Here is a 26,405-nt window from a genome sequence, read left to right as displayed (position 1 = left end):
CGCGCTCCCCACCCCCGCACCCACGCCGGGTGACCGGGTAGCCCCGGGCCTCTGGGCCCACCCCGCACCCGCGCCGGGAGGGGCAGCGGGCCCCGGGTCCCTTACAGGCGGCCCAGGACCTGCGTCAGCAGTGTTCCCATGCGCGCGGCGGAGTCGCGGCCCGCCTGGAGGACCTCCTCGTGGTTGAGGGGCTCGCCCGTCATGCCGGCGGCGAGGTTGGTGACCAGGGAGATGCCCAGCACCTCCGCGCCGGCCTCGCGGGCCGCGATCGCCTCGAGGACCGTGGACATGCCGACCAGGTCGGCGCCGATGACGCGGGCCATGCGGATCTCGGCCGGGGTCTCGTAGTGCGGGCCGGGGAACTGGGCGTAGACGCCCTCCTCCAGCGTGGCGTCGACCTCCTTGCACAGCGCCCGCAGGCGGGGCGAGTAGAGGTCCGTGAGGTCGACGAAGTTGGCGCCGATGATGGGGGAGGTGGCGGTGAGGTTGATGTGGTCGCTGATCAGGACCGGCTGGCCCGGGCGCATGCCCTCGCGCAGGCCGCCGCAGCCGTTGGTCAGGATGACCGTCTTGGCGCCGGCGGCGACGGCGGTGCGGACGCCGTGGGAGACGGCGGCCACGCCGTGGCCCTCGTAGTAGTGGGTGCGGCCCAGGAAGACCAGCGCGCGCTTGTCGCCGATGGAGTACGAGCGGATCTTGCCGCCGTGCCCCTCCACTGCGGGCTTGGGGAAGCCCGGCAGGTCGGTGACCTTGAGCTCGGCCTCGGGGGCGCCCAGAGCGTCCACGGCCGGTGCCCAGCCGGAGCCCATCACGAGGGCGACGTCGTGGGTCTCGGCGCCGGTGAGTTCGCGCAGGCGGGCCGCGGCGGCGTCGGCGGCGGCGTACGGGTCGCCCTGGATGTCGTCCGGAAGAAGAGATGCGTTCACGCCGAAGAGGGTAGCCGGTTTGCGGCTACGCGCGTAGATGGCGGAGGTCACGGGATGGTGGTTTTTGGGTTGGAGGTTTTGACGGGGCGGTGCTCAGCAGGGGCGTTTGCGGAGTTCCATGACGTAGTCGTGGGGGGCGCCGGCCGATTCGGCGGCGTCGGCGATCTCGCCGAGGTAGCGGGCCGAGGGCAGGCCGCCCTCGTAGGCGTTCAGGACGTAGGTCCAGGCCCCCTCCTCGCCGTCGAGGGTGTGGACGCGTACGCGGGTGCGGCGGTAGATGTCCAGGCCCACGCCCTCCCAGCGGTCGAGGGAGTCCTCGTCCATCGGGGCGATGTCGTAGAGGGACACGAAGACCTGGGAGATCGGGTCCTCCACGAGGGTGGCGAGTGCTCCCTCCCAGCCCATGTGCTCGCCCCCGAAGGTCAGCCGCCACCCGTTCAGCCAGCCGGTGGCACGCAGCGGCGAGTGGGGGGCGCGGCGGGTCATCAGCCGCGCGTCGAGGTTGCCGGCGTAGGCGGCGTAGAGCGACATGGGGGGAAGGGTACGCGCCGTTCCGGTAACGGTGGTGGCCCCGGGCGGCCGGTCGTTGAAGGGTGCGGGACAATGGAGTACGTGACTCGGATCGTGATCATTGGTGGCGGACCCGGCGGATACGAAGCGGCGCTGGTGGCCGCTCAGCTCGGCGCGGAGGTGACCGTCGTCGACTGCGACGGTCTGGGCGGGGCGTCGGTGCTGACCGACTGCGTGCCGTCCAAGACCCTCATCGCCACGGCTGAGGTGATGACCACCTTCGATTCCTCCTACGAGGAGCTGGGGATCATCGTCGCCGACGACACCCCGCCCATGGAGCAGGCCGCCCGGGTGGTCGGCGTCGACCTGGGCAAGGTCAACCGGCGGGTGAAGCGGCTCGCGCTGGCACAGTCGCACGACATCACCGCCTCGGTGACCCGCGCCGGTGCGCGGGTCGTGCGGGGGCGCGGGCGGCTGGAGGGCATGCAGGCCCTCGACGGGTCGCGCAAGGTCGTGGTGCGGGCCGCCGACGGGAGCGAGGAGACGCTGACCGCCGATGCGGTGCTCATTGCCACGGGTGGGCATCCGCGGGAGCTGCCGGACGCGCGGCCCGACGGGGAGCGGATCCTGAACTGGACCCAGGTGTACGACCTGGACGAGCTGCCCGAAGAGCTCATCGTGGTCGGCTCCGGTGTGACCGGTGCCGAGTTTGCCGGGGCCTACCAGGCGCTCGGGTCGCGGGTCACGCTCGTGTCGTCGCGGGACCGGGTGCTGCCCGGTGAGGACCCGGACGCGGCGGCCGTGCTGGAGGACGTCTTCCGGCGGCGCGGGATGAACGTCATGTCGCGGTCGCGGGCCCAGTCCGTCAAGCGGGTGGGGGACCGGGTCGAGGTGACGCTGTCGGACGGGCGGGTCATCGGCGGGACGCACTGTCTGATGGCCGTCGGCGCCATTCCCAACACGGAGGGGATGGGGCTCGAGGAGGCCGGAGTCCGGCTCAAGGACTCCGGACACATCAAGACCGACCGGGTCTCGCGGACCTCGGCGCCCGGCGTGTACGCCGCAGGTGACGTCACCGGCGTCTTCGCGCTGGCCTCGGTGGCGGCCATGCAGGGGCGCATCGCCATGTACCACTTCCTCGGCGACGCCGTCACTCCGCTGAATCTGAAGACCGTGTCCGCGAACGTCTTCACCGATCCCGAGATCGCCACCGTCGGGTACTCGCAGGCCGACGTGGACGCCGGCAAGATCGACGCCCGCGTGGTGAAGCTGCCGCTGCTGCGCAACCCGCGCGCCAAGATGCAGGGCATCCGGGACGGCTTCGTCAAGATCTTCTGCCGGCCCGGTACCGAGATCGTGGTGGGTGGCGTCGTCGTGGCGCCGCGGGCCTCGGAACTCATTCATCCGATCTCGATCGCCGTCGACAACAATCTGACGGTCGAGCAGATCGCCAACGCCTTCACCGTGTATCCCTCGCTTTCGGGGTCGATCGCGGAGGTGGCACGGCAGTTGCACACCCGGAAGGCCGGCGGGGAGCAGTAGTCCGGCGGGCGCGGCCGGAATCGACTCCCCGCCGGTCACGGGGAGTCGCGGCGCTTGCGGGCGGCATAGGCGGCCGGGGTAGGCGCGTATACCACTTCCGGTGGTGGCATGCGAACAACTTCTGTTATTCGGCGCATACTGCTGAAAGCAGACGGTCGTTGGGGTTACTGTCAGTTTCGTGTTCGCTGCAGAACGTCGCCAATTGATCCTCGAAATGGTGCGAGCGAACGGGGCCGTGTCGCTCCGTGAGCTCGCCCGCGTCGTCCAGACCTCCGAAGTGACCGTACGGCGGGACGTGCGCGCACTGGAGGCAGAAGGACTCCTCGACCGCCGGCACGGCGGTGCGGTACTGCCGGGCGGGTTCACGCGAGAGTCCGGCTTTCCGCAGAAGTCCCATCTCGCGACCGCCGAGAAGACGGCCATCGCCGATCTCGCCGCGGGCCTCGTCGAAGAGGGCGAAGCCATCGTGGTGGGCGCGGGTACCACGACGCAGGAGCTGGCCCGCCGGCTCGCGCGGGTGCCCGGGCTGACCGTCGTCACCAATTCGTTGCTGGTGGCCCAGGCCCTCGCCCATGCCAACCGGGTCGAGGTGGTGATGACCGGAGGCACGCTCAGGGGGTCGAACTACGCCCTGGTGGGGTCCGGGGCCGAGCAGTCCCTGCAGGGGCTGCGGGTCTCCAAGGCCTTCCTGTCCGGGAGCGGGCTGACCGCCGAGCGGGGGCTGTCCACGTCCAACATGCTGTCGGCCTCCGTCGACCGGGCGCTGGTGCAGGCCGCGGCCGAGGTGGTCGTCCTCGCCGACCACTCCAAGCTGGGTACGGACACCATGTTCCAGACCGTGCCCACCGACGTCATCACCCGTCTGGTCACCGACGAGTCGCCGGCCCACGACGACCGCGCCGCCACCGAGCTCCAGGCCCTGGCCGACCAGGGCGTGCAGATCGCCGTGGCCGGGTCCCCGGGGGGTGGTGCGGTGAACGGCAGCGGGACACCGGGGGCCTCGGGAGGTGAAGCCGTGGCCCGTCAGCAGCGCCGGGACGTGCCGCTTCCGGGGCCACGCCGACAGGTTCCGGGCGCGGCGGCGGGCCTGCGGTCGGCCGGCGCCCTCGGAGACCAGGGCGGCGGGGCGGAACGGGCACGCGTCGCCGACCTGCGTCGCCGGTAGGACGGGCACGGAAGCGTCCGGCGGTCCCCGTCCGCCGGGCAGTGACAGGGGCGCCCGGCGGGCCGTGTGAGGTGGTCCGCCGGGCGCCCCTGTGTGGTGCGGGTGCCGCTCAGTCCTTGATTTCGCAGATGGGGGCGCCGGAGGTGAGGGAGGCGCCGACTTCGGCGCTCAGGCCCTTGACGGTGCCGGACTTGTGGGCGTTGATGGGCTGTTCCATCTTCATGGCTTCGAGGACGACGATCAGGTCGCCCTCGGCGACTTCCTGGCCTTCCTCGACGGCGAGTTTGACGATGGTGCCCTGCATGGGGGAGGCGAGGGTGTCGCCGGAGGCCGCGGGGCCGGACTTCTTCGCCGCGCGGCGTTTGGGGCGGGCGCCGGCGGCGAGGCCGGTGCGGGCCAGGGACATGCCCAGGCTGGAGGGGAGGGAGACCTCCAGGCGTTTGCCGCCGACCTCGACGACGACGGTCTCGCGGCCGTTGTCCTCGTCCGTCTCGGTGTCGGCGGGTGCGGTGAAGGGTTTGATGTCGTTGACGAACTCCGTCTCGATCCAGCGGGTGTGGACCGTGAAGGGGTCGGTGGAGCCGGTCAGCTCGGGGGCGAACGCGGCATCGCGGACGACGGTGCGGTGGAAGGGGATGGCGGTGGCCATGCCCTCGACGGTGAATTCGTCCAGGGCGCGGGCGGCGCGCTGGAGGGCTTCCTTGCGGGTGCGGCCGGTGACGATGAGTTTGGCGAGCAGGGAGTCCCAGGCCGGGCCGATCACGCTGCCGGATTCGACGCCGGCGTCCAGGCGGACGCCGGGGCCGGTGGGGGCCTCGAAGCGGGTGACGGTGCCGGGGGCGGGCAGGAAGCCGCGGCCGGGGTCCTCGCCGTTGATGCGGAACTCGAAGGAGTGGCCGCGCAGGGCGGGGTCGTCGTAGCCGAGTTCCTCGCCGTCGGCGATGCGGAACATCTCGCGGACCAGGTCGATGCCGGCGACTTCCTCGGTGACGGGGTGTTCGACCTGCAGGCGGGTGTTGACCTCCAGGAAGGAGATCGTGCCGTCCGCTCCGACGAGGAACTCCACCGTGCCGGCGCCGACGTAGCCGGCCTCCTTCAGGATGGCCTTGGAGGAGGCGTACAGCTCCGCCAGCTGGGCCTCGGAGAGGAAGGGGGCGGGGGCTTCCTCGACGAGTTTCTGGTGGCGGCGCTGCAGGGAGCAGTCGCGGGTGGAGACGACGACCACGTTGCCGTGGGTGTCGGCCAGGCACTGGGTCTCCACGTGGCGGGGCTTGTCGAGGTAGCGCTCGACGAAGCACTCTCCGCGGCCGAAGGCCGCCACGGCCTCGCGGACCGCGGAGTCGTACAGCTCGGGGACCTCTTCGAGGGTGCGGGCGACCTTCAGGCCGCGGCCGCCGCCGCCGAAGGCGGCCTTGATCGCGATGGGCAGGCCGTGTTCCTTCGCGAAGGCGACGACCTCGTCCGCGCCGGAGACGGGGTCGGGGGTGCCGGCGACCAGGGGGGCGCCGGCCCGCTGGGCGATGTGGCGGGCCGCGACCTTGTCGCCCAGGTCGCGGATGGCGTGCGGGGGCGGGCCGATCCAGATCAGTCCGGCGTCCAGGACCGCCTGCGCGAACTCCGCGTTCTCGGAGAGGAATCCGTAGCCGGGGTGGATGGCGTCCGCGCCCGACTCACGCGCGGCTTTCAGGACCTTGGCGATGTCCAGATAGCTGGTCGCGGGGGTGTCACCACCCAGGGCGAACGCCTCATCAGCGGCGCGGACATGCAATGCGTCCCGGTCCGGGTCCGCGTAGACGGCCACGCTCGCGATCCCGGCGTCCCGGCAGGCCCGGGCCACGCGGACAGCGATTTCGCCACGATTGGCGATGAGCACCTTGCGCACGATTGAGGCTCCCTCCTTGAAACAAGCCGAGTTTAGGGACTGCCGACACGGCACTTCGACCCGTCCCCAATGGTGAGCTTGCCCACACGGAGCGTGATCCGAGGCTCGCTCGAGCCACGAAGGCCCTTGTAGTACCGCCCTGCGCAGGACTCCTGGGGGAAACCCTAGCCCTCCTGTGTGGTCAAGGTCTCTGTAAGGGCGTGCTGCGGGCCACTCGGTTTCTTTGTGGAGTCCCTACTAATGGCCCAATGATTCTTTGCTCGTGCCCGAACCCTTGTGGTGCGCATTACCCGTTAGTAGCGTTCCTCGGGTCTCGAACGTACTTGGGGTAACAGCTGTCCTGTGCGGCAGCGGTCGAAAGTGGGTGGGGACCGGTGTCAGTGCGCAGGCCGGTGGCGTGGATCGTGGCGGTCGTGCTCTTCGTGGAGGCGGTCGGCGTCGCTGCGCTGAACTGGTTCCTGGCGATCGTCGTCGACCGGCAGGACATGTCCCTCGCCGGTCTCGACCCGGACATGATGTCCGTCTCCTCGAAGATCGGCGGGGTCGTCTTCGGGCTGTACTTCGCGCTGTGCGGCCTGGTCGCGCTGCTCGTGGCGGTGCGCGACCGCGCCCCCGCGGGGCTCGGCCGGGTCCTGCTGATCAGCGCCGCCGTGGTGCACGGGCTGCTCGGCGCCTTCACCTGGGGGCTGGTGGGACCCGGCGCCTTCGTCTTCATGATCGTCGTACTCGGGCTCATCGTGCTGCTCCTGATGACGTACGACGCACGCGAGGAGCCCGCCGCACCCGGGCCGCGACCCGGGGGCGGCGACGGCGGCAAGGGCGGCGACGGCTCCCCGGTCAGCTCTCCGCCGGCGCCCACAACTCCGTGATGCCGGTCCCGAGCTCGGCGAGGAGCCGCCGCAGCAGGGGCAGGCTGAGGCCGATCACGTTGCCGTGGTCGCCGTCGATGCCGTCGATGAACGGCGCCGAGCGGCCGTCCAGGGTGAACGCCCCCGCGACGTACAGGGGCTCCCCGGAGGCCACGTAGGCGGCGATCTCGTCGTCGGTCGGCTCGCCGAAGCGGACGACGGTGGACGCGGTCGCCGAGACGTGGCGGCCTGAGGCGGTGTCCCAGACGCAGTGGCCGGTCTGCAGCGTGCCCGCGCGGCCGCGCATCGCCTTCCAGCGGGCGGTGGCCTCCTCGGCGTCGGCCGGCTTGCCGAGCGCCCGGCCGTCCAGGTCGAGCACCGAGTCGCAGCCGATCACCAGGGCGCCGTGCACCTCGGGCCGGGCGGCCACCACGGACGCCTTGGCCTCGGCCAGGGCGAGGGCCAGCTCGGCGGGGGTGGGGGCGGTGACGGCCTCCTCGTCCACGCCGCTCACCAGCACCTCGGGGGCGAGGCCGGCCTGACGCAGCAGGCCGAGCCGGGCCGGGGACTGGGAGGCGAGGACGAGGCGGCGGCGGGGCCGGGCAGCAGTCATGGAGTCAGATTAGCCACCGGGGCCGGGGCGGCTCACCCCAGGCCGAGGACGATCATCGCCAGGACCATGGCCAACGCCAGGAAGAGGCTCAGCCGCCGCAGCATGGCCTGCGTGTCGCGCAGTTCCTTGGGCGGCTCGTTCTCGGGGTCGGACCACAGCATGCCCCTAGCGTGCGGCTTGGCCGCTGGAGGGCGCTTGAGTACGGGTACCTATATCGGGGCGCGGGGTTGCCGCTGGAGTGCGCTCACGCGGCGGAGCCGCACATCGATACAGCCCCGCGCCCCTGTGAGCGGGTTGTTCTCAGCTCGGCCAGTAGGTGCGGCTCCATGAGGTCGGGCCGGGCTGGGGCAGGTGTGCTGCCGCGATGCGGGAGGGGTCGGACCACGCGTCGCGGGGCCGGTCGGGCGCGGACGGCTCGGCTTCCGTCGCTGCCGCGCGGGCCCTGACCACCGTCAGGGCGGCGGCGAGTTCTTCCGGGGTGGGGTTGCCCCGTACGACCTTGATGGTCACAGCGGCTCCTTACAGGGGGATGTTGCCGTGCTTCTTCGGGGGCAGGTTCTCCCGCTTGGTGCGCAGCTGGCGCAGGCCGCGGACGATGTGGCGGCGGGTGTCGGACGGCATGATCACCGCGTCGACGTAGCCGCGCTCGGCCGCCGTGTAGGGGTTGAGGAGGGTGTCCTCGTACTCCTGGATCAGGCGGGCCCGGGTCGCCTCGGCGTCGTCACCTGCGTCGGCGATGGTGCGGCGGTGCAGGATGTTGACCGCGCCCTGGGCGCCCATGACGGCGATCTGGGCGGTGGGCCAGGCCAGGTTGAGGTCGGCGCCCAGGTGCTTGGAGCCCATGACGTCGTAGGCGCCGCCGAAGGCCTTGCGGGTGATGACCGTGATCAGCGGGACCGTGGCCTCGGCGTAGGCGAAGATCAGCTTGGCGCCGCGGCGGATGATGCCGTCGTGCTCCTGGTCCACGCCCGGCAGGAAGCCGGGGACGTCCACGAAGGTGAGGACGGGGACGTTGAAGGCGTCGCAGGTGCGCACGAACCGGGCCGCCTTCTCGGAGGCGGTGATGTCCAGGCAGCCGGCGAACTGCATCGGCTGGTTGGCGACGATGCCCACGGGGCGGCCCTCGACCCGGCCGAAGCCCGTGAGGATGTTCGGCGCGAACAGGGGCTGGGTCTCGAAGAACTCGCCGTCGTCGAGGACGTGCTCGATGACGGTGTGCATGTCGTAGGGCTGGTTCGCCGAGTCCGGGACGATCGTGTCCAGCTCGGCGTCCTCGTCCGTGACCGCGAGGTCCGCCTCCTCCGGGAAGGCGGGAGGCTCGGAGAGGTTGTTGGACGGCAGGTACGACAGGAGCTGCTTGACGTACTCGACTGCGTCCTTCTCGTCGCCGGCCATGTGGTGGGCCACGCCCGAGGTCGAGTTGTGGGTGCGGGCGCCGCCCAGCTCCTCGAAGCCGACGTCCTCGCCGGTGACGGTCTTGATGACGTCGGGGCCGGTGATGAACATGTGGCTGGTCTGGTCGACCATGACCGTGAAGTCGGTGATCGCGGGGGAGTAGACCGCGCCGCCCGCGCACGGGCCGACGACCAGGCTGATCTGCGGGATGACGCCGGAGGCGTGGGTGTTGCGGCGGAAGATCTCGCCGTACGCGCCGAGGGAGGCCACGCCCTCCTGGATGCGGGCGCCGCCCGAGTCGTTGATGCCGATGACCGGGCAGCCGGTCTTCAGCGCGAAGTCCATCACCTTGACGATCTTCTGGCCGTAGACCTCGCCCAGCGCGCCGCCGAAGACGGTGAAGTCCTGGGAGAAGACGGCGACGGGGCGGCCGTCGACGGTCCCGTAGCCGGTGACGACGCCGTCGCCGTAGGGGCGGTTGGCGTCCAGGCCGAAGTTGGTGGAGCGGTGCCGGGCGAACTCGTCCAGCTCGACGAAGGAACCCTCGTCGAGGAGGAGGTCGATGCGTTCACGAGCCGTCAGCTTGCCCTTGGCGTGCTGCTTTTCGACGGCGCGTGCGGAACCGGCGTGCGTCGCCTCCTCGATACGGCGCCTGAGATCCGCGAGCTTGCCCGCGGTCGTGTGGATGTCGGGCTGCTGCTCTTCCGGCTCGGACATCGGGATGCGGCTCCCTGCCTGCTCAAAAGGGGGGACGGTTACTCGTTCGTAGAGTAGTAGGGGCCCTTCCGATCGGCAGTGCGGTCTTTCCCACACCTAGGGTGGGTTGCATGACGCCCCGAGATCCTTCCGACTCTCCGCACGACGCCTCGAACGACGCCTCGAACGGCCGGTGGTCCGACCTGGACCGGCCGCCCCTCAGCGGCATGTCCCTGCGCCGGGGCCTGGTGCGGGAGGGAGGCCTGTGGCGGCAGGTGGACGTCGTGCAGCGCACCGGGTCCACCAACTCCGACCTCGTGGCCCGGGCCGCCGGGGGAGACCTGGCGGAGGGTGTCGTCCTCGTCGCCGAGGAGCAGAGCGCCGCACGGGGGCGCCTGGACCGGCAGTGGACGGCGCCGCCGCGCTCCGGGCTGTTCTTCTCCGTACTGCTGCGGCCCGCCGAGATCCCCGTGGACCGCTGGGGCTGGCTGCCCCTGCTCACCGGCGTCGCCGTGGCGACCGGGCTGTCCCGCGTGGCCGGGGTCGACACGGCTCTGAAGTGGCCCAACGACCTGCTGGTGACCGTCGGCGACGAGGAGCGCAAGGCCGGCGGCATCCTGGCCGAGCGGGCCGGCCCCGACGGCGTCGTCATCGGCGTCGGCATCAACGTCTCGCTCCGCGCCGAGGAGCTGCCGGTCGCACGGGCCGGGTCGCTGGCGCTGGCCGGGGCCGCGAACACCGACCGGGACCCGCTGCTGCGCGGGGTGCTGCGGTCGCTGGAGGACTGGTACGGGCGCTGGCGCGAGGCCGGCGGCGACCCGGCGGCCAGCGGGCTCCAGGAGACGTACGCGGCGGGGTGCGCGACCCTCGGGCGCACGGTGCGGGCGGAGCTGCCCGGCGACCGGTCGCTCGTGGGAGAGGCGGTGGCCGTGGACGGCGACGGGCGGCTGGTGCTGGCGACGGAGGCGGGGGTGCAGGAGCCGGTGGGCGCGGGCGACATCGTGCACTTGCGGTTGGCGTGAGCCACGACCCGGGGGAGGGCCAAGGGCACGGGCCGCGCGAGGACCGTGGCCCCAGGGCCCGTGCGGAGCTGGACGCACGGGAGTGAGCTGGGGCACACCTGACGTAAAGTTGGGGCCGGTCGAACCTGACCGCGGCAGATCGGAAAGGCAACAGGCGTGACCGTCGACGACACCGGCTCCGGCGCGGACGGGGACGGCCGGGTGGACCCCGAGCCCGCCCCGGACTCCGCCGACCCCGGCGAGGACCCGCTCGCGCTACGCCTGGAGGGGCTCATCCTGGGCGCCGAGCGCCGCTACACGCCCTTCCAGGCCGCCCGCAGCGCGGGCGTCTCCATGGAGCTGGCCTCCCGTTTCTGGCGGGCCATGGGCTTCGCCGACATCGGCCAGGCCAAGGCGCTCACCGAGGCCGACGTCCTCGCCCTCAGGCGGCTGGCCGGTCTGGTGGAGGCGGGGCTGCTCAGCGAGGCGATGGCCGTCCAGGTCGCCCGGTCCACGGGGCAGACCACCGCCCGGTTGGCCGAGTGGCAGATCGACTCCTTCCTGGAGGGTCTGACCGAGCCCCCCGAGCCCGGGATGACGCGCACCGAGGTGACGTATCCCATCGTCGAACTGCTCCTGCCCGAGCTGCAGGAGTTCCTCGTCTACGTCTGGCGGCGCCAGCTCGCCGCCTCGGCCGGCCGGGTCATCCAGGCCGGGGACGACGAGGAGATGGTGGACCGGCGGCTCGCGGTCGGCTTCGCGGACCTGGTCGGCTTCACGCGGCTGACCCGGCGGATGGAGGAGGAGGAGCTCGGCGAGCTGGTCGAGGCCTTCGAGACCACCTCCGCCGACCTGGTGGCCGCGCGCGGCGGACGGCTGGTCAAGACCCTCGGCGACGAGGTGCTCTACGCCGCCGACGACGCCGGTACGGCCGCCGAGATCGCGCTGCTCCTCGTCGAGACGATGGCCCACGACGAGACCATGCCGGAACTGCGCGTCGGCATCGCCTTCGGCACGGTCACCACCCGGATGGGTGATGTCTTCGGCACGACCGTCAACCTGGCCTCCCGGCTCACCTCGATAGCGCCGAAGGACGCCGTCCTCGTCGACTCCGCCTTCGCGGAGGAGCTGATCCGCACCGGGGACGCCCCCGCCTCGGAGGCCGCGGCCGCCGAGGCGGCGGCCGCCGCGGAGAAGGAGGGCGAGGAGCCGCCGGTGTACCGCTTCGCGCTCCAGCCGATGTGGCAGCGTCCGGTGCGCGGTCTGGGCGTGGTCGAGCCGTGGCTGCTCACGCGCCGGGGCGACGGCGGCGGGGAGTCGTAGAACGCCGGACGCGGGAGCCGGGTGTTCAGTCGCCGAGCAGGTCGACGCAGAGGCCGATGACCGGCACGCACAGGCCCGGGTCGTCGGGTTCCGGCGCCGGTGCGGGTGCCGACGGCGTGCTGTGGCCCGGCGGCGGGGTCGGCGGCGTGGGGCGCGGCGCGGGCCGGTCGGAATGCGACGGCTGCGGCGTGCCCGGGGCGCGGTCCCGCTCTCCCTCCCCTTCCTGCTCCTGTTCCTGCCTTTCCCCCGGCCGCCCGCCCTCGGAGGCGTCCGGAGCGCCCTGAGCGACCGGCGCGGTCGTCGGGGCCGGGAGCGGGGCCGGTGGGCCGCTCGCTGAGGGGCCGGGTGCGAGATCGGGTATGAGACCCGGTTCGGGGGAGCCGCTCAGGCCGCCCATGCCGGACGTCGCCGAAGGGCTCGCCCCGGGCGTCCCGCCGTCGGCGCCCGTGGAGGCGGACGCCGTCTCCCGGTCGTCCGAGGCGGTGTCCCGGCCTCCGCCGTCCCCACGCGGTGCCGCCTCGGCGCCGAAGCCGACGCCCCCGTCACCGCCCGGCTCGGGCAGCAGGCGTACGACGCTCAGGGCGGCGGCCGCGAGGGCGAGGCCGCCCGCGACCAGCAGCACCTTGCGGGGGCGGGGCCTGCGGTGCCGGCCGCGGCGCCACCACGCGTACCGCGGCTCGGTCCGCACGTCGGTGGCCGTGCCGGTGGCCGGACCGCCGGTCGCCGGTGTGCTGCTCTTCGTCATGGTCCCTCCCCGGTGCGCACGCGCCCCCGCTGCGCCGTGGCGGAGCGAGGCTACGGTCTGCCGTCGGCCGGGGTGGGGCGGTCGGCCGTATGTCACTCGAACGGGTGGGCGGGGTCGGTGCGGGGAGCGGCGCGTCCGGGCTTCCCCCGCGCGGGCCCGCCTGCGATGATCGAGCGGTCGACTTGTTAACACACGTTAACCGGAGGGTGTCATGAGCGAGGAGCGGTTCGGAGAGTTCGTCCTGGTGCGGCGGCACGGGGACGGGCATGTCGCGGAGCTCGCGCTCGACCGGCCGAAGGCCATGAACGCCGTCTCGACCGCCATGGCCCAGTCCCTGAGCGCGGCCTGTGCGGCGCTGGGCGAGGACCGGAACGTCCGGGTGGTGGTGCTGACCTCGACCCACGAGCGGGCGTTCTGTGTCGGGGCGGACCTGAAGGAGCGCAACTCCTTCTCCGACGCCGACCTGCTGCGCCAGCGACCGGTGACGCGGGGGGCGTACACGGCGGTGCTGGAGCTGCCGCAGCCCACGGTCGCGGCCGTGCACGGGTTCGCGCTGGGCGGCGGGTTCGAGCTGGCGCTGTCCTGCGACGTGATCGTGGCCGACCGTACGGCCGTGGTGGGGCTGCCGGAGGTGTCGGTGGGCGTGATCCCGGGCGGCGGCGGCACGCAGCTGCTGCCGCGCCGGGTGGGGGCGGCGCGAGCGGCCGAGCTGGTGTTCACGGCGCGGCGGGTGCCGGCCGAGGAGGCGCGCGGGCTGGGGCTCGTGGACCAGTTGGCGGAGGAGGGCCGGGACCGGGAGGACGCCCTGGAGCTGGCCTCCCGGATGGCCGCGAACTCCCCCGTGGGCCTGCGCGCGGCCAAGCGGGCGCTGCGCCTCGGGCACGGGCTCGACCTGCGGGCGGGCCTGGAGGTCGAGGACGCGGCGTGGCGGTCGGTGGCGTTCTCGGGGGACCGCGCGGAGGGCGTGGCGGCGTTCAACGAGAAGCGCGCGCCCCGCTGGCCGGGCGAGTGAAGCAACCCCCCCCGGTCGCGGTCACCGCCGTCCGGCGCCACCGGTTCCCGTGGGGCCGCGTGCCCGGGTGCGCCGTCGGCCGCCCGCGCCGTGTGCTGCGGCGCCCGTCGGCCCTCGTCCCGCGCTGCCGGCGCCCGGGCGCGGCTTCCGGCGCGGTTCCGCGCCGGCTGTCGTGGGCGTCGTTCGCCCGCCGTGGTCGGTGCGGCTCGCCGTCGTGCGGCCTGAGCCGTCGTGTGCCCGCCCTGTGCCGCAACCCCGGCCGGGCGCCCGCCACGGTCGACACTCGCCCGGTTCGCCCCGTTTGAGTAACGTTTCTTCGTGAATCTCCCTAGCCTGGAGTGATGGGTGACGACAGGCGGCTCGCGGCCGTGGTGGCGCTTGCGCAGGGGATGGCCGCCGCGCACAGCGCGCGTGAGGCGTGGCGGGCGGCGGCCGTGGGCGGGTGCCTGGCGCTGGGCGGCAGCTTCGCCGCGCTGTCGGTGTGGGAGCGGGAGCTGGGCCGGCTGCGGGTCCTCGTGAACGTCGGGCGGCGCGCCGAGGACGAGGAGGAGTTCCCCGAGGACGAGTCCTACCCCGTGCACCAGTTCGCGGAGATCACCGAGTTCCTGCACGAGCGCTGGGCCGGCGGCGGTGAGCCCGACGCCTGGGTCGAGACGGCCGAGGGGCCCGCCGCCGGGCGCCCCGGGTACGTCCACCAGCGCGTCGCCGCCCTGCGCCGCCGGGGCCGCGGCTGCTGCGTCGTCGCACCGATCGTGCTGCACGGCAGGGCGTGGGGCGAGCTGTACGTGGCCCGGCCGGTGGGGGAGCGGGTCTTCGAGCGGGCCGACGCCGACTTCGCCACCGTACTGGCCTCCGTCGTCGCCGCCGGGATCGCGCAGACCGAGCGTCTCGAGGAGGTCCGGCGCCTCGCGTACACCGACGCGCTCACCGGGCTGGCCAACCGCCGCGCCGTCGACTCCGCGCTGGACGAGGCCGTGGAGCGGCACCGCGTCGAGGGCGTCGTCGTCAGCCTCGTCGTCTGCGACCTGAACGGCCTCAAGCGGGTGAACGACACGCACGGTCACGCCGTCGGCGACCGGCTCCTGGAGCGGTTCGGGTCGGTGCTGTCGCTGTGCGGGGCGATGCTGCCCGGGGCGCTCGCCGCGCGGCTCGGCGGGGACGAGTTCTGTCTGCTCGCGGTCGGGCCGCCCGCCGACGCGGTGGTCAAGGCGGCCGAGGAGCTGTGCCGCCGGGCGGCCGAACTGGAGCTGGGCGACGGCGTGGCCTGCGGGGTCGCGTCCACGGAGGACCCGGTGGGGCCGGTCCGCTCCGCCCGTCGGCTGTTCCGGCTCGCGGACGCCGCCCAGTACCGCGCCAAGGCGGAGCGGGCGGCCGGGCCGGTCGTCGCGGGACGCGAAGGCCCCGACGACCCCGTCGTACGGCTCGCGGACGAGCCCTCCCGGGAGGAGGACGGGGAGCGCAGGCGGTTCCGGGGGCGGCACTCGCCGTGACGTCGAGCCGGTTCTGGGGCGGCACTCGCCGTGGCGCCCGGCCGGTAAGGGGCGCAGGCCGCGCGCATCCGTGACGTACCCCCTCGTGACATCATCGAATTCACTGCGTACGCTCCTGAATATGGATATGCACACTGTGGTGGTGGGGACGGCCGGGGTCACCGCGTCCGACGTCCTCGCCGTGGCGCGCGGCGGCGCCCGGATCGAGCTCTCCGGCGACGCGGTCGCCGCCCTGACCGCGGCCCGCGGCATCGTGGACGCGCTGGCCGCCAAGCCGGACCCCGTCTACGGCGTCAGCACCGGCTTCGGTGCCCTGGCGACCCGGCACATCAGCCCCGACCTGCGGGCGCAGCTCCAGCGCAACATCGTCCGCTCGCACGCCGCCGGGATGGGCCCGCGCGTCGAACGCGAAGTGGTGCGCGCGCTGATGTTCCTGCGGCTGAAGACCGTCTGCTCCGGACACACCGGGGTGCGCCCCGAGGTCGCGCAGACCATGGCCGACGTGCTCAACGCCGGGATCACCCCGGTGGTGCACGAGTACGGCTCCCTCGGCTGCTCCGGCGACCTCGCCCCGCTCTCCCACTGCGCGCTCACCCTGATGGGCGAGGGCGACGCCGAGGGCCCCGACGGGACCGTGCGCCCGGCCGGCGAGCTGCTCGCCGAGCACGGGATCACCCCGGTGGAACTGCGCGAGAAGGAGGGCCTCGCCCTCCTCAACGGCACCGACGGCATGCTCGGCATGCTGGTCATGGCCCTCGCCGACCTCGACACCCTCTACAAGTCCGCGGACATCACCGCCGCCCTGACCCTGGAGGCCCTGCTCGGCACCGACAAGGTGCTCGCCCCCGAGCTGCACGCCATCCGTCCGCACCCGGGGCAGGCCGCCAGCGCCGCCAACATGGCCGCCGTGCTCAAGGGCTCGGGCCTGACCGGACACCACCAGGACGACGCCCCCCGCGTCCAGGACGCCTACTCGGTGCGCTGCGCCCCGCAGGTCGCGGGCGCCGGACGCGACACCATGGCCCACGCCGCACTCGTCGCCGAGCGCGAGCTGGCCGCGGCGGTGGACAACCCGGTCGTCCTGCCCGGGGGTACCTCCCAGGCTTTCGGCACTGGGGGAGGGCGCGTGGAGTCCAACGGCAACTTCCACGGCGCCCCCGTCGCCTACGTCCTCGACTTCCTCGCCGTCGCCGTCGCCGACCTCGGCTCCATCGCCGAGCGCCGCACCGACCGGCTCCTCGACAAGAACCGCAGCCACGGCCTGCCGCCGTTCCTCGCCGACGACGCGGGCGTCGACTCCGGCCTGATGATCGCCCAGTACACGCAGGCCGCCCTGGTCAGCGAGCTGAAGCGGCTCGCCGTGCCGGCCTCGGCGGACTCCATCCCGTCCTCCGCCATGCAGGAGGACCACGTGTCGATGGGCTGGTCGGCGGCGCGCAAGCTGCGCACGGCCGTCGACAACCTCACCCGCGTGATCGCCGTCGAGCTGTACGCCGCCACGCGCGCGATCCAGCTCCGCGAGGGACTGACCCCGGCCCCGGCCTCGCAGGCCGTCATCGACGCCGTGCGGGCGGCCGGCGTCGAGGGCCCCGGCCCGGACCGCTACCTGGCGCCCGACCTCGCCGCGGCGGACGCGTTCGTGCGCGCCGGGCACCTGGTGGCGGCCGCGGAGACGGTCACGGGGCCGCTGCGCTAGCGGCCGACGGGGACATGACCGAGGGGCCCGGCGCGCCGCCGGGCCCCTCGGGCCGCCTCCGGGCGCACCGGACGGAACGTCAAGTCTTGTTAAAGCCCGACGCGTTCCCGGCGGACCGAGTAGCCCACGAAGCCGGCGCCGAGGCCGAGGCAGAGGGCGCCTCCGACGACGTACGGCGTGCTGTCGAAGCTGCCGGTGTCGGCCAGCCGGGTCGTGCCCTCGCCGGTCGCCGCCGTGTCCGTGGAGGCGTCCGTGGACGCCGCTCTCGCCTGGGCTGTGACCTGCGGAGACGGCGTCGCGGCCGCGGACTCGAGGACCGGTGCCTCGGGTGTCGCGTTGGCCGACGGGACGAACCACAGGGCACACAGCAGACCGCCCGCGGCGGTGGCGGTCAGCAAGGAACGGCGAGCGGATGACACGGAATATCGATCCCCTTGTGGCGCTGGCGAATTGGCCGTGTGGGCAGATGTTAGTGAAAGGCGCGGGTCACAGGAAAGTCACGGGAGGGGCCGGCCTTACGCTCCGGGCATGAGCACTCCAGAGACATCACGGTTTGTACGGATTCGCGTCGAGCTGGTCCTCGAGATCGACGACGAAGAAGCCGTCACCGGGGCCGCGCTGCAGGCCCTCGCCGACGACACCGACCTGTCCGACGCGGAACGGACCGACTCCGAGCGCGCTGTGACGGAGGACACCGCCGAGGCCCTGGCGCACCTGGTGGACCCGTTCGACCTGGTCGGCGCGGTGCCCGGGGTCGAGCTCCGGCAGGCCTCGTGGAGCAGTGAGCAGATCGACTACGACCCCGACTCGCCCGAGTGGGACCTCGACGAGGATGATGGCGACGAGAACGACCCGGAAGACGATGAAATGACGGTCGGCTGACGCGGTGTGGGGAAATTCCTGACCCCGGACGGCAACCGCCGCCCGGGGTTTCGTCGTCTCACGGTGCGCACAGACCGACACCTCCCCGCACCGCCCCCGCCCTCGGCGGCGAAACGTGGCATGCCCCACACCGGTGAGCGATGTGGAACGGGACGAACCGGTCGTAGCGTTGAAAGTTATTGACGGGGTATCTCGGGGTTTCGGGAATCGGCAACGATGGAGAAGCGTGTGATGACGGACGGTAAGCGGCGCAAGGGCCTGGCGGCCGCGTCCGCACTGCTCGGCGGTGTGCTGGTGCTCTCGGCATGTTCCAGTAGCGACGCCGACACCTCCGGGGGTGGGGACGGCAAGACCTCGCAGGCCGAGGTCGACGAAGCGGCGGCCAAGAAGACGTCCGAGGCCCAGATCAAGATCACGCCCAAGGGCGGCTCGGACAACGCCTCCATCAACAACTCCGCCGGCGTCACGGTGAGCAAGGGCACGCTCACCGAGGTGAAGATGACCGCGTCGGACGGCACCGTGGTCAAGGGCGAGATATCCGCCGACAAGACCAGCTGGAAGCCCAGCGGGCAGCTGGAGCGAGCCACCAAGTACTCGATCTCGGCGACCGCACAGGACTCCGAGGGCCGCGCCGCCCACGAGAACACCTCGTTCACCACGGTCTCGCCCCAGAACAGCTTCATCGGGACCTTCACCCCGGACGACGGGAAGACCGTCGGCGTCGGCATGCCCGTGTCGATCAACTTCGACAAGGAGATCACCGACAAGGCCGCCGTCCAGAAGGGCATCACGGTCAACAGCAGCAGCGGCCAGGAGGTCGCCTGCCACTGGTTCTCCACCCAGCGCATGGACTGCCGTCCCAAGGACTACTGGCAGGAGGGCTCGACCGTCACCCTCAAGCTGGCGCTCGACGGGGTCGAGGGCGCCGACGGCGTCTACGGCGTCCAGCAGAAGTCGGTCACCTTCAAGATCGGCCGCAACCAGGTCTCCTACGTCGACGCGAAGACCAAGCAGATGAAGGTCACGCAGGACGGCAAGACCATCAAGACCATCCCGATCTCCGCGGGCTCCCCGGAGAACAAGACCTACGAAGGCCAGATGGTGATCTCCGAGAAGTTCAAGGAGACCCGGATGGACGGCTCGACCGTCGGCTTCACCGACGACGACGGCAAGGGCGAGTACGACATCAAGGACGTGCCGCACGCCATGCGCCTGAGCACCTCCGGCACCTTCATCCACGGCAACTACTGGGGCAAGGGCATCTTCGGCAGCGTCAACACCAGCCACGGCTGCGTCGGCCTGCAGGACGCCAAGGGCGCCAACGACCCGAACACGCCGGGCGCCTGGTTCTACAACAACTCGATCATCGGTGACGTGGTCGTCGTCCAGAACACCGGCGACAAGACCATCGCCCCGGACAACGGCCTCAACGGCTGGAACATGGACTGGGCCCAGTGGAAGGCGGGTTCGGCGGTCTGACGCCGAACTCTCCCAGAGCCGACGGCACTTCGCACGGGCGCCCGCCACTTCCCGCCGGGGGAGCGGCGGGCGCCCGCGCCGTATGAAAACGCGCGGGCGCGGGCAGACGGTCATGAGGGATCATGCGGCATGAGTCCGGATGACTGGTACCTCACCGAAGACGTCGACGACTTCCTCGCCCGCGCCACAGACTTCCTGCACTCGCGTCCCGCCCTGCACACCGTCCCGCTGACGGTGACCGAGGCGCTGCGCGCCTACGGGGCGGACGCGTACGGTTCCGACGCCCCCGTCTTCGGCGTGCTGCAGCGGTCGGGAGAGGTCCGGGCGACCTTCTTCCGCACCCCGCCGCGCCGCCTGACGGTCACCCCCCTCACCCCCGAAGAGGCCGACTGCCTCGCCGCCCGCCTGGCCGGGCTCGGTCATCCGCTTCCCGGCGTCAACGCGGACCGTGACACCGCCGCCTCCTTCGCCGGGGCCTGGCGGCGGCACACGGGTGACGTGTCGACGCCACACGAACGCATGCGCCTGTACCGGCTGGGCACGCTCACACCGCCGGAGCCGTCCCCCGAGGGCCGGGGCCGAGTCGCGGGCGCGGAGGACCGGGAGCGACTCGTGCGCTGGCACCGGGAGTTCGTCGACGACATCGGAGGGTCTCCCGACGCGGACGACGGCGCGTGGGCGGACACGCGCATCGCCGAGGGACGCGTCACGTTCTGGGAGACCCCGGACGGCACGCCCGTGTCCATGGCCGGTGTGACGCCGATGGTCGCCGGTCAGATCCGGGTGGCGCCCGTCTACACCCCGCTCCACCTGCGCGGCCGCGGTTACGGGGGTGCCGCGACGGTCGAGGCGAGCCGGGCGGCGCTCGAAGCGGGCGCGGCGGAAGTGCTGCTCTTCGCCGACCTGGCCAACCCGACGAGCAACGGCCTCTACCGGCGGATCGGGTACCGCCCCGTCGCCGACTTCGCGGTGTACGACTTCTCGCGCGGTGTGCCGGAGGCCCATTGAGGACGCAATGACGCAGGGCCGGCCGGCGCGGCGGTCACGGCGAGCCCCGGTGGAGCGTGCTCAGTGCAGCAGGAGGCCGACGGCGGTCGTCATGCGTTCGAGGTAGAACTCGCGCGACGCGGCCTGGTGCTTGAGTCCGATCGACGTGCTGATCATCGTCTGGGCGAGGGGGAGCGCCCCCTCTCGTCCCGACTCGGCGGAGAGGGCCTCCGTGATCAGTTCCTCGAAACGCCGCGGCGCGGTCTCGACGACCTCTCCGAGGACGTCGGGATTGTCCTCGACGACCGTCGTGACGTCGCGTGCCAGCGGGCCGATGTAGCGGCCCGCCCACTGGTCGAACGCCTCGACGAGGCGCTCCGCGAGGGGGCGGCCGCGGTCGGCCAGGACCCGTTCGACCGCGGTGATGTCCCGTTCCAGGGCCTGGGTGACCGCGGCGCGGAACAGAGCCTCCTTCGAGGAGAAGAGGAAGTAGAGCCCGGGGCGGGAGATGCGTGCGGCCCGCGCCACCTCCTCCATCGTGGTCTTGCGGTAACCGAAGCGCGCGAACGTGGCCATGGCGGACTCCAGGACCATGGCGCGGCGGCCGGTGTCGGCGACGGTCGACGGCGCGTGGCCGCCGTCGGGGCTGCTCATGGAGCGAGCGTATGAGCCTGATACGCGCTATACAAATCAAGTCAAGTGCGTATAGTTGCCGTCATGAGTGCTCGCCGGCTCGTCTCCACGCCCTTCAGCTCCTCCAGCACCGCGGACGAGGTGCTGGCAGGCATCGACCTCACCGGCGTCCGCGCGATCGTGACGGGGGCTTCCTCCGGACTCGGCGTCGAGACGGCTCGTGCGCTGACCGCGGCCGGGGCGGAGCTGACGCTCGCCGTCCGGAACACGGCTGCGGGGGACGCCGTCGCGGAGACGATCGGGAGGACGACCGGAGGGATCCGGCCCCGCGTCGTCCGGCTCGACCTCGCCGACCGGGCCACCGTCACGCGGTTCGTCGACGCGTGGGACGGCCCGCTCCACCTGCTCGTCAACAACGCCGGGGTCGTCACCGGTGGCCTCGAACGGACCCGCGAGGGCTGGGAGCTGCAATTCGCGACGAACCACCTCGGCCACTTCGCGCTGGCCACCGGCCTGCACCGCGCCCTGGCCCGGGGCGCGGCCGACCGTGGTGGAGCACGGATCGTCTCGGTCAGCTCGACGGCGCACATGCGCTCCGGCATCGACTTCGACGACCTCCACTTCGAGCGCCGCGGCTACGACCCGCAGATCGCCTACGCCCAGTCCAAGACGGCCAACTCCCTCTTCGCCGTCGAGGCAAGCCGTCTGTGGGCGCCCGACGGAATCGTCGCCAACGCGGTGAACCCCGGCGGTGTCGCGACGGGACTGCAGCGCAACTTCACGCCGGAACAGAAGGCGTCGCTCGACGCTGCGGAGGCCGCCGGAGTCTTCACGTACAAGACGGTCGAGCAGGGGGCCGCCACCACGGTCGTCGCGGCGGCCGCCCCCGAGTTCGCCCGTTCCGGCGGCCACTATCTCGACGACGGGCAGGAGGCCTACACGGTGCCGAACGACGCCGACCTCGGGCAGCACCCGCACGGCGTCAAGCAATGGGCGCTCGACCCCGCCGCCGCCGAGCGCCTCTGGACCGTGTCCACCGGCCTGCTCCGCCTCCCGCCTGCCGGCTGACCCGGGGGGCGCCGGCCGCTCACGTCGGCAGTGAGGCCGCCGCGTCCGTTCCCCGGCTCGCCAGCAGGCGCAGCGCGTCCGCCGCTGCCCGGGCTTCTCATCCTCCTCTTACGCGGCCCTTATCCCGCCATCACGGGCCGTACCTAGCTTGCGCCCATGTTCTTCACCTACCTGAGGCGCGAGCTGCGCCGCCGCAGAAAGGCGGCCCTCGTCGTCGCCTCCGGACTGGCCCTGGGCATCGCGCTGGTCATCGTCGTCGACTCGGTCTCCTCCGGCATGGGCCGGGCCCAGGACAAGGTCCTGCAGTCCCTGTACGGGCTCGGCACGGACATGACGGTCACCAAGGCCGCCCAGGCCTCCTCCGGAAGCACCGCCGAACGGCCGCGCTTCCGCTTCGACGCGCAGGACGACGGCTCCGAGGAGGAGCAGAGCACCGACCGCGTCATGGTGCAGGGCTTCCAGACGCTGGCGAGTTCCACCGTCGGCAAGGTCGCCGGGCAGAGCGGTGTCGCCGACGCGGTGGGCGGTCTGAGCCTCCAGGTCGTCAAGGTCAGCGGCGAGTTCTCGCGCGGCCAGTTCAAGCAGGACGCCTCCGGCGGCGGCGCGGGCGGCGCGGGCCAGGGCGGTGGCCCGGGCGGCGGCCAGTCCCCGCAGGGCCGCGTCCAGGGCGGTGGCGCCGACTTCGACGTCAACAGCTACTCCGTCTACGGCACCGACGTCACCGAGCCCGCCCTCGGCCCGCTGACCACGTCCACCATCACCAGCGGACGCACCTTCAAGGAGTCGGAGACCGACGCCAAGGTCGCCGTCGCCGACTCGGCGTACGCCAAGGAGAAGAAGCTCAAGACCGGCAGCACGGTCACCGTCAAGGACACGGAGTTCGAGATCGTCGGCATCGCCACGGCCGACAGCGGTGACGCGGCGGCCAACCTCTACGTGCCGCTGAAGCAGGCCCAGACGCTGGGCGACGCGAAGGACAAGGTCACCACGATCTACGTCAAGGCGACCGACTCGCAGCGGATCGAGGGCGTCAAGTCCGCGATCCAGAAGAACATCTCGGGTACGACGGTCACCACCTCCGCCGACCTCGCCGACACCGTCTCCGGCTCCCTGTCCACCGCCTCCTCGCTCGCGACCGGCGTCGGCAAGTGGCTGTCGGTCGTCGTCCTGGCGGCGGCCTTCCTGGTCGCCGGTCTGCTCACCTCCTCCGCCGTCTCCCGTCGGGTGCGCGAGTTCGGCACGCTCAAGGCGCTCGGCTGGCGCTCGGGCCGGGTCACCCGACAGGTGATCGGCGAGGCCGTCGTCAACGGCCTGGTCGGCGGCGTCCTCGGCATCGCACTGGGCCTCGCGGGCGCCTGCGCCGTCACCGCCGTCAGCCCGACGCTGCAGGCCCAACTGGGCGGCGGCACGGGCGGCGGCGGGGGCGCGGGCGGGCCCGGCGGCCTCACTGGGGGCGGCATGGGCGGCCCTGGTCGGCAGGCCGCCGCCAAGACCCTGGACATCGCGCTGACCGCACCCGTCAGCCTCACCACCGTCGCCCTCGCGGTGGGCCTCGCCGTGGCCGGCGGACTCGTCGCCGGTGGCTTCGGCGGCTGGCGCGCCTCGCGACTGCGTCCGGCGGACGCCCTGCGCCGCGTCGAGTAGCGCCCCCTTTCCCCGTACTCCAGGAGTAGCACCATGTACGAACTCAGCGGCGTCACCAAGCACTACACCCGCGGCAAGGCCACCGTGCACGCCCTCGACGGCGTCGACCTGACCATCGCCGACGGCGACCGGCTCGTCATCCAGGGCCCCACCGGCGGCGGCAAGTCCACCCTGCTCCAGATGCTGGGCGCCCTCGACCGGCCCAGCTCGGGCCGGATCGTCCTCGACGGCACCGACCTCGCCACGCTCCCCGAGGCCAGGCTGACCCGGGTGCGCAGCGAGAGCATCGGCTTCGTCTTCCAGTCCTTCAACCTGATCCCGACCCTGACCGCCCAGGAGAACGTCGAGACCGCCCTGGTCCCGCTCGGCGTCAAGGCGAAGGAGCGGCGCGAGAAGGCAGCCGAGGCCCTGGCCTCCGTCGGCCTGGGCGAACGCCTCGGCCACCTCCCCGGCGAGATGTCCGGCGGCCAGCAGCAGCGCGTCGCCATCGCCCGCGCCCTGGTGAAGCAGCCCAAGGTGCTCCTCGCCGACGAACCCACCGGAAACCTCGACGAGTCGACCCGCGACGAGATCATGGACGTGCTCGACCGCATGTGGAAGGAGCTGGGCCTCACCTTCGTCATGGTCACCCACGACTCGGCGATCGCCAGGAAGGCCCCCCGCGTGGCCACCATCCGCAAGGGCCGCATCACGGTCAAGGAGAGCTCATGTAGGCAGTGAGGCCGCCGCGTCCGTCCCCCAGCTCGCCAGCAGGCGCAGCGCGTCCGCCGACGGGGAGCCGGGCTCCGCGTGGTACGTGACGAAGGCCTGCTCGTCGTCGTCGACCAGGCGGAACGTCTCGAAGGACAGGGTCAGGTCACCGACCAGCGGATGCCGCATCCGCTTGACGCCGTAGCTCTTCTCCTTGACGTCGTGCGTGGCCCACAGGCGGCGGAACTCCTCGCTCTTCACCGAGAGCTCGCCGACCAGCGCGGACAGGCGCGGGTCGTCCGGATGGCGGCCCGCGTCCATGCGCAGGAAGCTGACCATGTCGTACGCCTTCTGGTCCCAGTCGACGAACAGCTCGCGGTAGTCCGGGTTCAGGAAGACCAGCCGCGCCCAGTTGCGCTCGGCGGCCGGCAGCTTGCCCCAGTCGCCGAAGAGGGCCGCGGCCATCCGGTTCCAGGCGAGGATCTCCGAACGGCGGCCCGTCACGTACGCGGGCACCGTGTCGATCGACTCCAGCAGCTGGAGCAGCGCCACCCGCACCGGTCGCTGCTGGCTCCGACCCGCCGACGCCCGCCTGCGCTGCTGCTTCGGCCGCGCCAGGTGGGTCAGGTGCGCCTGCTCGGCGTCGGTCAGCCGCAGCGCCCGGGCGATGGCGTCCAGGACCTCCGCCGACACGTTCTGCCCGTTGCCCTGCTCGAGACGGGTGTAGTACGCCACCGACACCCCGGCGAGCTGCGCCAGCTCCTCCCGCCGCAGCCCGGGCACCCTGCGCTGGCGTCCGTAGGACTCCAGGCCCACGTCCTCCGGCTTGAGCCGGGCCCGCCGGGTGCGCAGGAACTCGCTCAGTTCGGCCCGCCGGTCAAGCTGTCCATCCATGCTCTCCAGTATCACCGGACGTATTCCCGGTCGTACGCACACGAGCCTGTCCCCGCCAGTGGTACGCACGCCGGTCGTACGCAAAGCCGTGGTCTGGGTGGATCAGCGGGCACCGGGCAGGGTGGAAGCATCACCCAGTCACGTCAAGAGAATCCCGGAGAACCCGGCATGACCACTGTCGCCGCGTACGCAGCACCCGCCGCCAAGGCGCCGCTGGAGCGCACCACCATCGAGCGGCGCGAGGTGCGTGAACACGACGTCCTGATCGACATCAAGTTCGCCGGCATCTGCCACTCCGACATCCACCAGGCCCGTGAGGGCTGGGGCGAGGCCATCTTCCCGATGGTCCCCGGCCACGAGATCGCGGGCGTCGTCTCCGAGGTCGGCCCCGGCGTCACCAAGTTCAAGGTCGGCGACCGGGTGGGCGTCGGCTGCATGGTCGACTCCTGCCGCGAGTGCGAGAACTGCCGGGCCGGCCGGGAGCAGTACTGCACCAGCGGCAACACCGGCACCTACAACGCCGTCGGCAGGGACGGCGAGGTCACCTACGGCGGCTACTCCGAGAAGGTCGTCGTCGACGAGAACTTCGTCCTCCGCATCCCCGAGGGCATCTCCCTGGACGAGGCCGCGCCCCTGCTGTGCGCCGGCATCACCACGTACTCCCCGCTCAGGCGCTGGAACGCCGGTCCCGGCAAGAAGGTCGCCGTCGTCGGCCTGGGCGGCCTCGGTCACATGGCCGTCAAGCTCGCGCACGCCCTGGGCGCCGAGGTGACCGTGCTGTCGCAGTCCCTGCGCAAGAAGGACGACGGCCTGAAGCTGGGCGCCGACCACTACTACGCCACCAGCGACCCGGCCACCTTCGAGGAACTGTCCGGCACCTTCGACCTGATCGTCTCCACGGTCTCGGCCCCGCTCGACCTCGGTGCCTACCTGGGGCTGCTCAAGACGGAGGGCACGCTGGCCAACGTCGGCGCTCCCGAGGAGCCGGTCTCCCTCAACCTCTTCGCGCTGCTGGGCGGCGGCAAGTCCCTCTCCGGCTCCATGATCGGCGGCATCGCCGAGACCCAGGAGATGCTGGACTTCTGCGCGGAGCACGGCATCGGCGCCGAGATCGAGCTGATCGCCGCCTCCGAGATCAACGAGGCCTACGAGCGCGTCCTGTCCAGCGACGTGCGCTACCGCTTCGTGATCGACACCGCGACGATCTGATCCTCCCGGGAGAGCCCGGAGAAAAAATTTCCCCGGATTCTTCCCCGATCCCTGTCACACAGCCGCCCCGCCCCG

At 72.3% G+C, this 26,405-nt stretch carries 26 protein-coding genes; 15 read left to right on the top strand and 11 right to left on the bottom strand.

Features of this window, described 5'->3' with window-relative positions; genetic code table 11:
- Positions 1-101: 101 nt before the first annotated feature.
- Both NI25_RS14405 and NI25_RS14400 read right to left on the bottom strand, forming a co-directional pair.
- A complete protein-coding gene (locus NI25_RS14405; protein WP_061446921.1) occupies positions 102-926 on the bottom strand; it encodes a purine-nucleoside phosphorylase in 825 nt (274 codons plus the stop codon).
- Between the two features lie 93 nt (positions 927-1,019).
- The gene (locus NI25_RS14400; RefSeq protein WP_061442846.1) at positions 1,020-1,457 is read right to left on the bottom strand and encodes a gamma-glutamylcyclotransferase; all 438 of its coding nucleotides are present in this window, start codon (positions 1,455-1,457) and stop codon (positions 1,020-1,022) included.
- Positions 1,458-1,529: 72 nt separating this feature from the next.
- Between NI25_RS14400 and NI25_RS14395 the strand changes: the two genes are divergently transcribed.
- Together NI25_RS14395 and NI25_RS14390 are read left to right on the top strand one after the other, a co-directional pair.
- The gene (locus tag NI25_RS14395) at positions 1,530-2,978 is read left to right on the top strand and encodes an NAD(P)H-quinone dehydrogenase (protein WP_061442845.1); all 1,449 of its coding nucleotides are present in this window, start codon (positions 1,530-1,532) and stop codon (positions 2,976-2,978) included.
- 178 nt (positions 2,979-3,156) lie between these two features.
- Positions 3,157-4,143 carry a DeoR/GlpR family DNA-binding transcription regulator gene (locus tag NI25_RS14390; protein WP_061442844.1) on the top strand — a complete coding sequence of 329 codons (987 nt, stop codon included), beginning with the start codon at positions 3,157-3,159 and terminating at the stop codon, positions 4,141-4,143.
- 109 nt (positions 4,144-4,252) lie between these two features.
- Here NI25_RS14390 and NI25_RS14385 read toward each other — a convergent pair whose 3' ends face one another.
- Positions 4,253-6,025 carry an acetyl/propionyl/methylcrotonyl-CoA carboxylase subunit alpha gene (locus NI25_RS14385; RefSeq protein ID WP_061442843.1) on the bottom strand — a complete coding sequence of 591 codons (1,773 nt, stop codon included), beginning with the start codon at positions 6,023-6,025 and terminating at the stop codon, positions 4,253-4,255.
- A 374-nt stretch (positions 6,026-6,399) separates the two neighbouring features.
- On the opposite strand from NI25_RS14385, the gene NI25_RS14380 reads away from it, so the two are divergent.
- Positions 6,400-6,894, top strand: coding sequence for a hypothetical protein (locus NI25_RS14380; RefSeq protein WP_061442842.1), 495 nt, complete (start codon positions 6,400-6,402; stop codon positions 6,892-6,894).
- Here the strand turns inward: NI25_RS14380 and NI25_RS14375 are convergent.
- The 4 genes from NI25_RS14375 to NI25_RS14360 form a co-directional block, all read right to left on the bottom strand.
- On the bottom strand, positions 6,863-7,486 hold the full coding sequence (locus tag NI25_RS14375; RefSeq protein WP_061442841.1) for a nucleoside triphosphate pyrophosphatase: 624 nt from the start codon (positions 7,484-7,486) through the stop codon (positions 6,863-6,865). The genes NI25_RS14380 and NI25_RS14375 overlap by 32 nt on opposite strands.
- 32 nt (positions 7,487-7,518) lie before the next feature.
- A complete protein-coding gene (gene mmpB / locus NI25_RS40490; protein WP_061442840.1) occupies positions 7,519-7,647 on the bottom strand; it encodes a morphogenic membrane protein MmpB in 129 nt (42 codons plus the stop codon).
- 139 nt (positions 7,648-7,786) lie between these two features.
- On the bottom strand, positions 7,787-7,996 hold the full coding sequence (locus tag NI25_RS14365; RefSeq protein ID WP_061442839.1) for an acyl-CoA carboxylase subunit epsilon: 210 nt from the start codon (positions 7,994-7,996) through the stop codon (positions 7,787-7,789).
- 9 nt (positions 7,997-8,005) lie between these two features.
- Positions 8,006-9,598, bottom strand: coding sequence for an acyl-CoA carboxylase subunit beta (locus NI25_RS14360; RefSeq protein WP_061442838.1), 1,593 nt, complete (start codon positions 9,596-9,598; stop codon positions 8,006-8,008).
- 110 nt (positions 9,599-9,708) lie between these two features.
- Here NI25_RS14360 and NI25_RS14355 point away from each other — a divergent pair, with 110 nt between their 5' ends.
- Together NI25_RS14355 and NI25_RS14350 are read left to right on the top strand one after the other, a co-directional pair.
- On the top strand, positions 9,709-10,599 hold the full coding sequence (locus NI25_RS14355; RefSeq protein ID WP_061442837.1) for a biotin--[acetyl-CoA-carboxylase] ligase: 891 nt from the start codon (positions 9,709-9,711) through the stop codon (positions 10,597-10,599).
- Positions 10,600-10,755: 156 nt separating this feature from the next.
- A complete protein-coding gene (locus NI25_RS14350) occupies positions 10,756-11,901 on the top strand; it encodes an adenylate/guanylate cyclase domain-containing protein (protein ID WP_061442836.1) in 1,146 nt (381 codons plus the stop codon).
- Between the two features lie 25 nt (positions 11,902-11,926).
- Here the strand turns inward: NI25_RS14350 and NI25_RS14345 are convergent, their stop codons facing one another.
- Complete coding sequence (locus tag NI25_RS14345; RefSeq protein ID WP_061442835.1) at positions 11,927-12,646, bottom strand: hypothetical protein; 720 nt, start codon at positions 12,644-12,646, stop codon at positions 11,927-11,929.
- A 211-nt stretch (positions 12,647-12,857) separates the two neighbouring features.
- On the opposite strand from NI25_RS14345, the gene NI25_RS14340 reads away from it, so the two are divergent.
- From NI25_RS14340 to hutH, 3 genes are all read left to right on the top strand, one after another.
- Positions 12,858-13,658 (top strand): enoyl-CoA hydratase/isomerase family protein, encoded by an 801-nt coding sequence (locus NI25_RS14340; RefSeq protein WP_061442834.1) that lies wholly within the window; start codon positions 12,858-12,860, stop codon positions 13,656-13,658.
- A gap of 341 nt (positions 13,659-13,999) precedes the next feature.
- Entirely contained in the window at positions 14,000-15,148 is a 1,149-nt protein-coding gene (locus NI25_RS14335) for a diguanylate cyclase domain-containing protein (protein ID WP_061442833.1), read from the top strand.
- 127 nt (positions 15,149-15,275) lie between these two features.
- Complete coding sequence (hutH, locus tag NI25_RS14330; protein WP_061442832.1) at positions 15,276-16,844, top strand: histidine ammonia-lyase; 1,569 nt, start codon at positions 15,276-15,278, stop codon at positions 16,842-16,844.
- A gap of 89 nt (positions 16,845-16,933) precedes the next feature.
- On the opposite strand, the gene NI25_RS39690 is transcribed toward hutH, so the two are convergent.
- On the bottom strand, positions 16,934-17,263 hold the full coding sequence (locus tag NI25_RS39690; RefSeq protein WP_199560907.1) for a hypothetical protein: 330 nt from the start codon (positions 17,261-17,263) through the stop codon (positions 16,934-16,936).
- A 109-nt stretch (positions 17,264-17,372) separates the two neighbouring features.
- On the opposite strand from NI25_RS39690, the gene NI25_RS39685 reads away from it, so the two are divergent.
- The 3 genes from NI25_RS39685 to NI25_RS14310 all read left to right on the top strand — a co-directional run bounded on the left by NI25_RS39685 (position 17,373) and on the right by NI25_RS14310 (position 20,213).
- A complete protein-coding gene (locus NI25_RS39685) occupies positions 17,373-17,726 on the top strand; it encodes a hypothetical protein (RefSeq protein WP_061442830.1) in 354 nt (117 codons plus the stop codon).
- Positions 17,727-17,957: 231 nt separating this feature from the next.
- Positions 17,958-19,205, top strand: a complete 1,248-nt coding sequence (locus NI25_RS14315; RefSeq protein WP_061446920.1) for a L,D-transpeptidase — start codon at positions 17,958-17,960, stop codon at positions 19,203-19,205.
- 129 nt (positions 19,206-19,334) lie between these two features.
- Positions 19,335-20,213, top strand: coding sequence for a GNAT family N-acetyltransferase (locus NI25_RS14310; protein WP_061442829.1), 879 nt, complete (start codon positions 19,335-19,337; stop codon positions 20,211-20,213).
- Between the two features lie 60 nt (positions 20,214-20,273).
- On the opposite strand, the gene NI25_RS14305 is transcribed toward NI25_RS14310, so the two are convergent.
- A complete protein-coding gene (locus NI25_RS14305) occupies positions 20,274-20,846 on the bottom strand; it encodes a TetR/AcrR family transcriptional regulator (protein ID WP_078884620.1) in 573 nt (190 codons plus the stop codon).
- A 63-nt stretch (positions 20,847-20,909) separates the two neighbouring features.
- On the opposite strand from NI25_RS14305, the gene NI25_RS14300 reads away from it, so the two are divergent.
- From NI25_RS14300 to NI25_RS14290, 3 genes are all read left to right on the top strand, one after another.
- Positions 20,910-21,893, top strand: a complete 984-nt coding sequence (locus NI25_RS14300; RefSeq protein ID WP_061442828.1) for an SDR family NAD(P)-dependent oxidoreductase — start codon at positions 20,910-20,912, stop codon at positions 21,891-21,893.
- Between the two features lie 156 nt (positions 21,894-22,049).
- Positions 22,050-23,537 (top strand): ABC transporter permease, encoded by a 1,488-nt coding sequence (locus NI25_RS14295; protein WP_061442827.1) that lies wholly within the window; start codon positions 22,050-22,052, stop codon positions 23,535-23,537.
- A gap of 33 nt (positions 23,538-23,570) precedes the next feature.
- The gene (locus NI25_RS14290) at positions 23,571-24,257 is read left to right on the top strand and encodes an ABC transporter ATP-binding protein (protein ID WP_061442826.1); all 687 of its coding nucleotides are present in this window, start codon (positions 23,571-23,573) and stop codon (positions 24,255-24,257) included.
- Here NI25_RS14290 and NI25_RS14285 read toward each other — a convergent pair.
- Positions 24,243-25,121: a helix-turn-helix domain-containing protein gene (locus NI25_RS14285; protein ID WP_061446918.1), complete on the bottom strand. Its 879-nt coding sequence runs from the start codon at positions 25,119-25,121 to the stop codon at positions 24,243-24,245. The two genes, NI25_RS14290 and NI25_RS14285, sit on opposite strands and share 15 nt — an antisense overlap.
- A gap of 168 nt (positions 25,122-25,289) precedes the next feature.
- On the opposite strand from NI25_RS14285, the gene NI25_RS14280 reads away from it, so the two are divergent.
- A complete protein-coding gene (locus tag NI25_RS14280) occupies positions 25,290-26,330 on the top strand; it encodes an NAD(P)-dependent alcohol dehydrogenase (RefSeq protein ID WP_061442825.1) in 1,041 nt (346 codons plus the stop codon).
- The last annotated feature ends 75 nt before the right edge of the window (positions 26,331-26,405 follow it).

Source organism: Streptomyces sp. CCM_MD2014 (assembly GCF_000772045.1).
GTDB lineage: Bacteria > Actinomycetota > Actinomycetes > Streptomycetales > Streptomycetaceae > Streptomyces > Streptomyces salinarius.
Note: the sequence above shows the minus strand (reverse complement) of the source record. Positions and strands in the feature narration are given on the sequence as shown.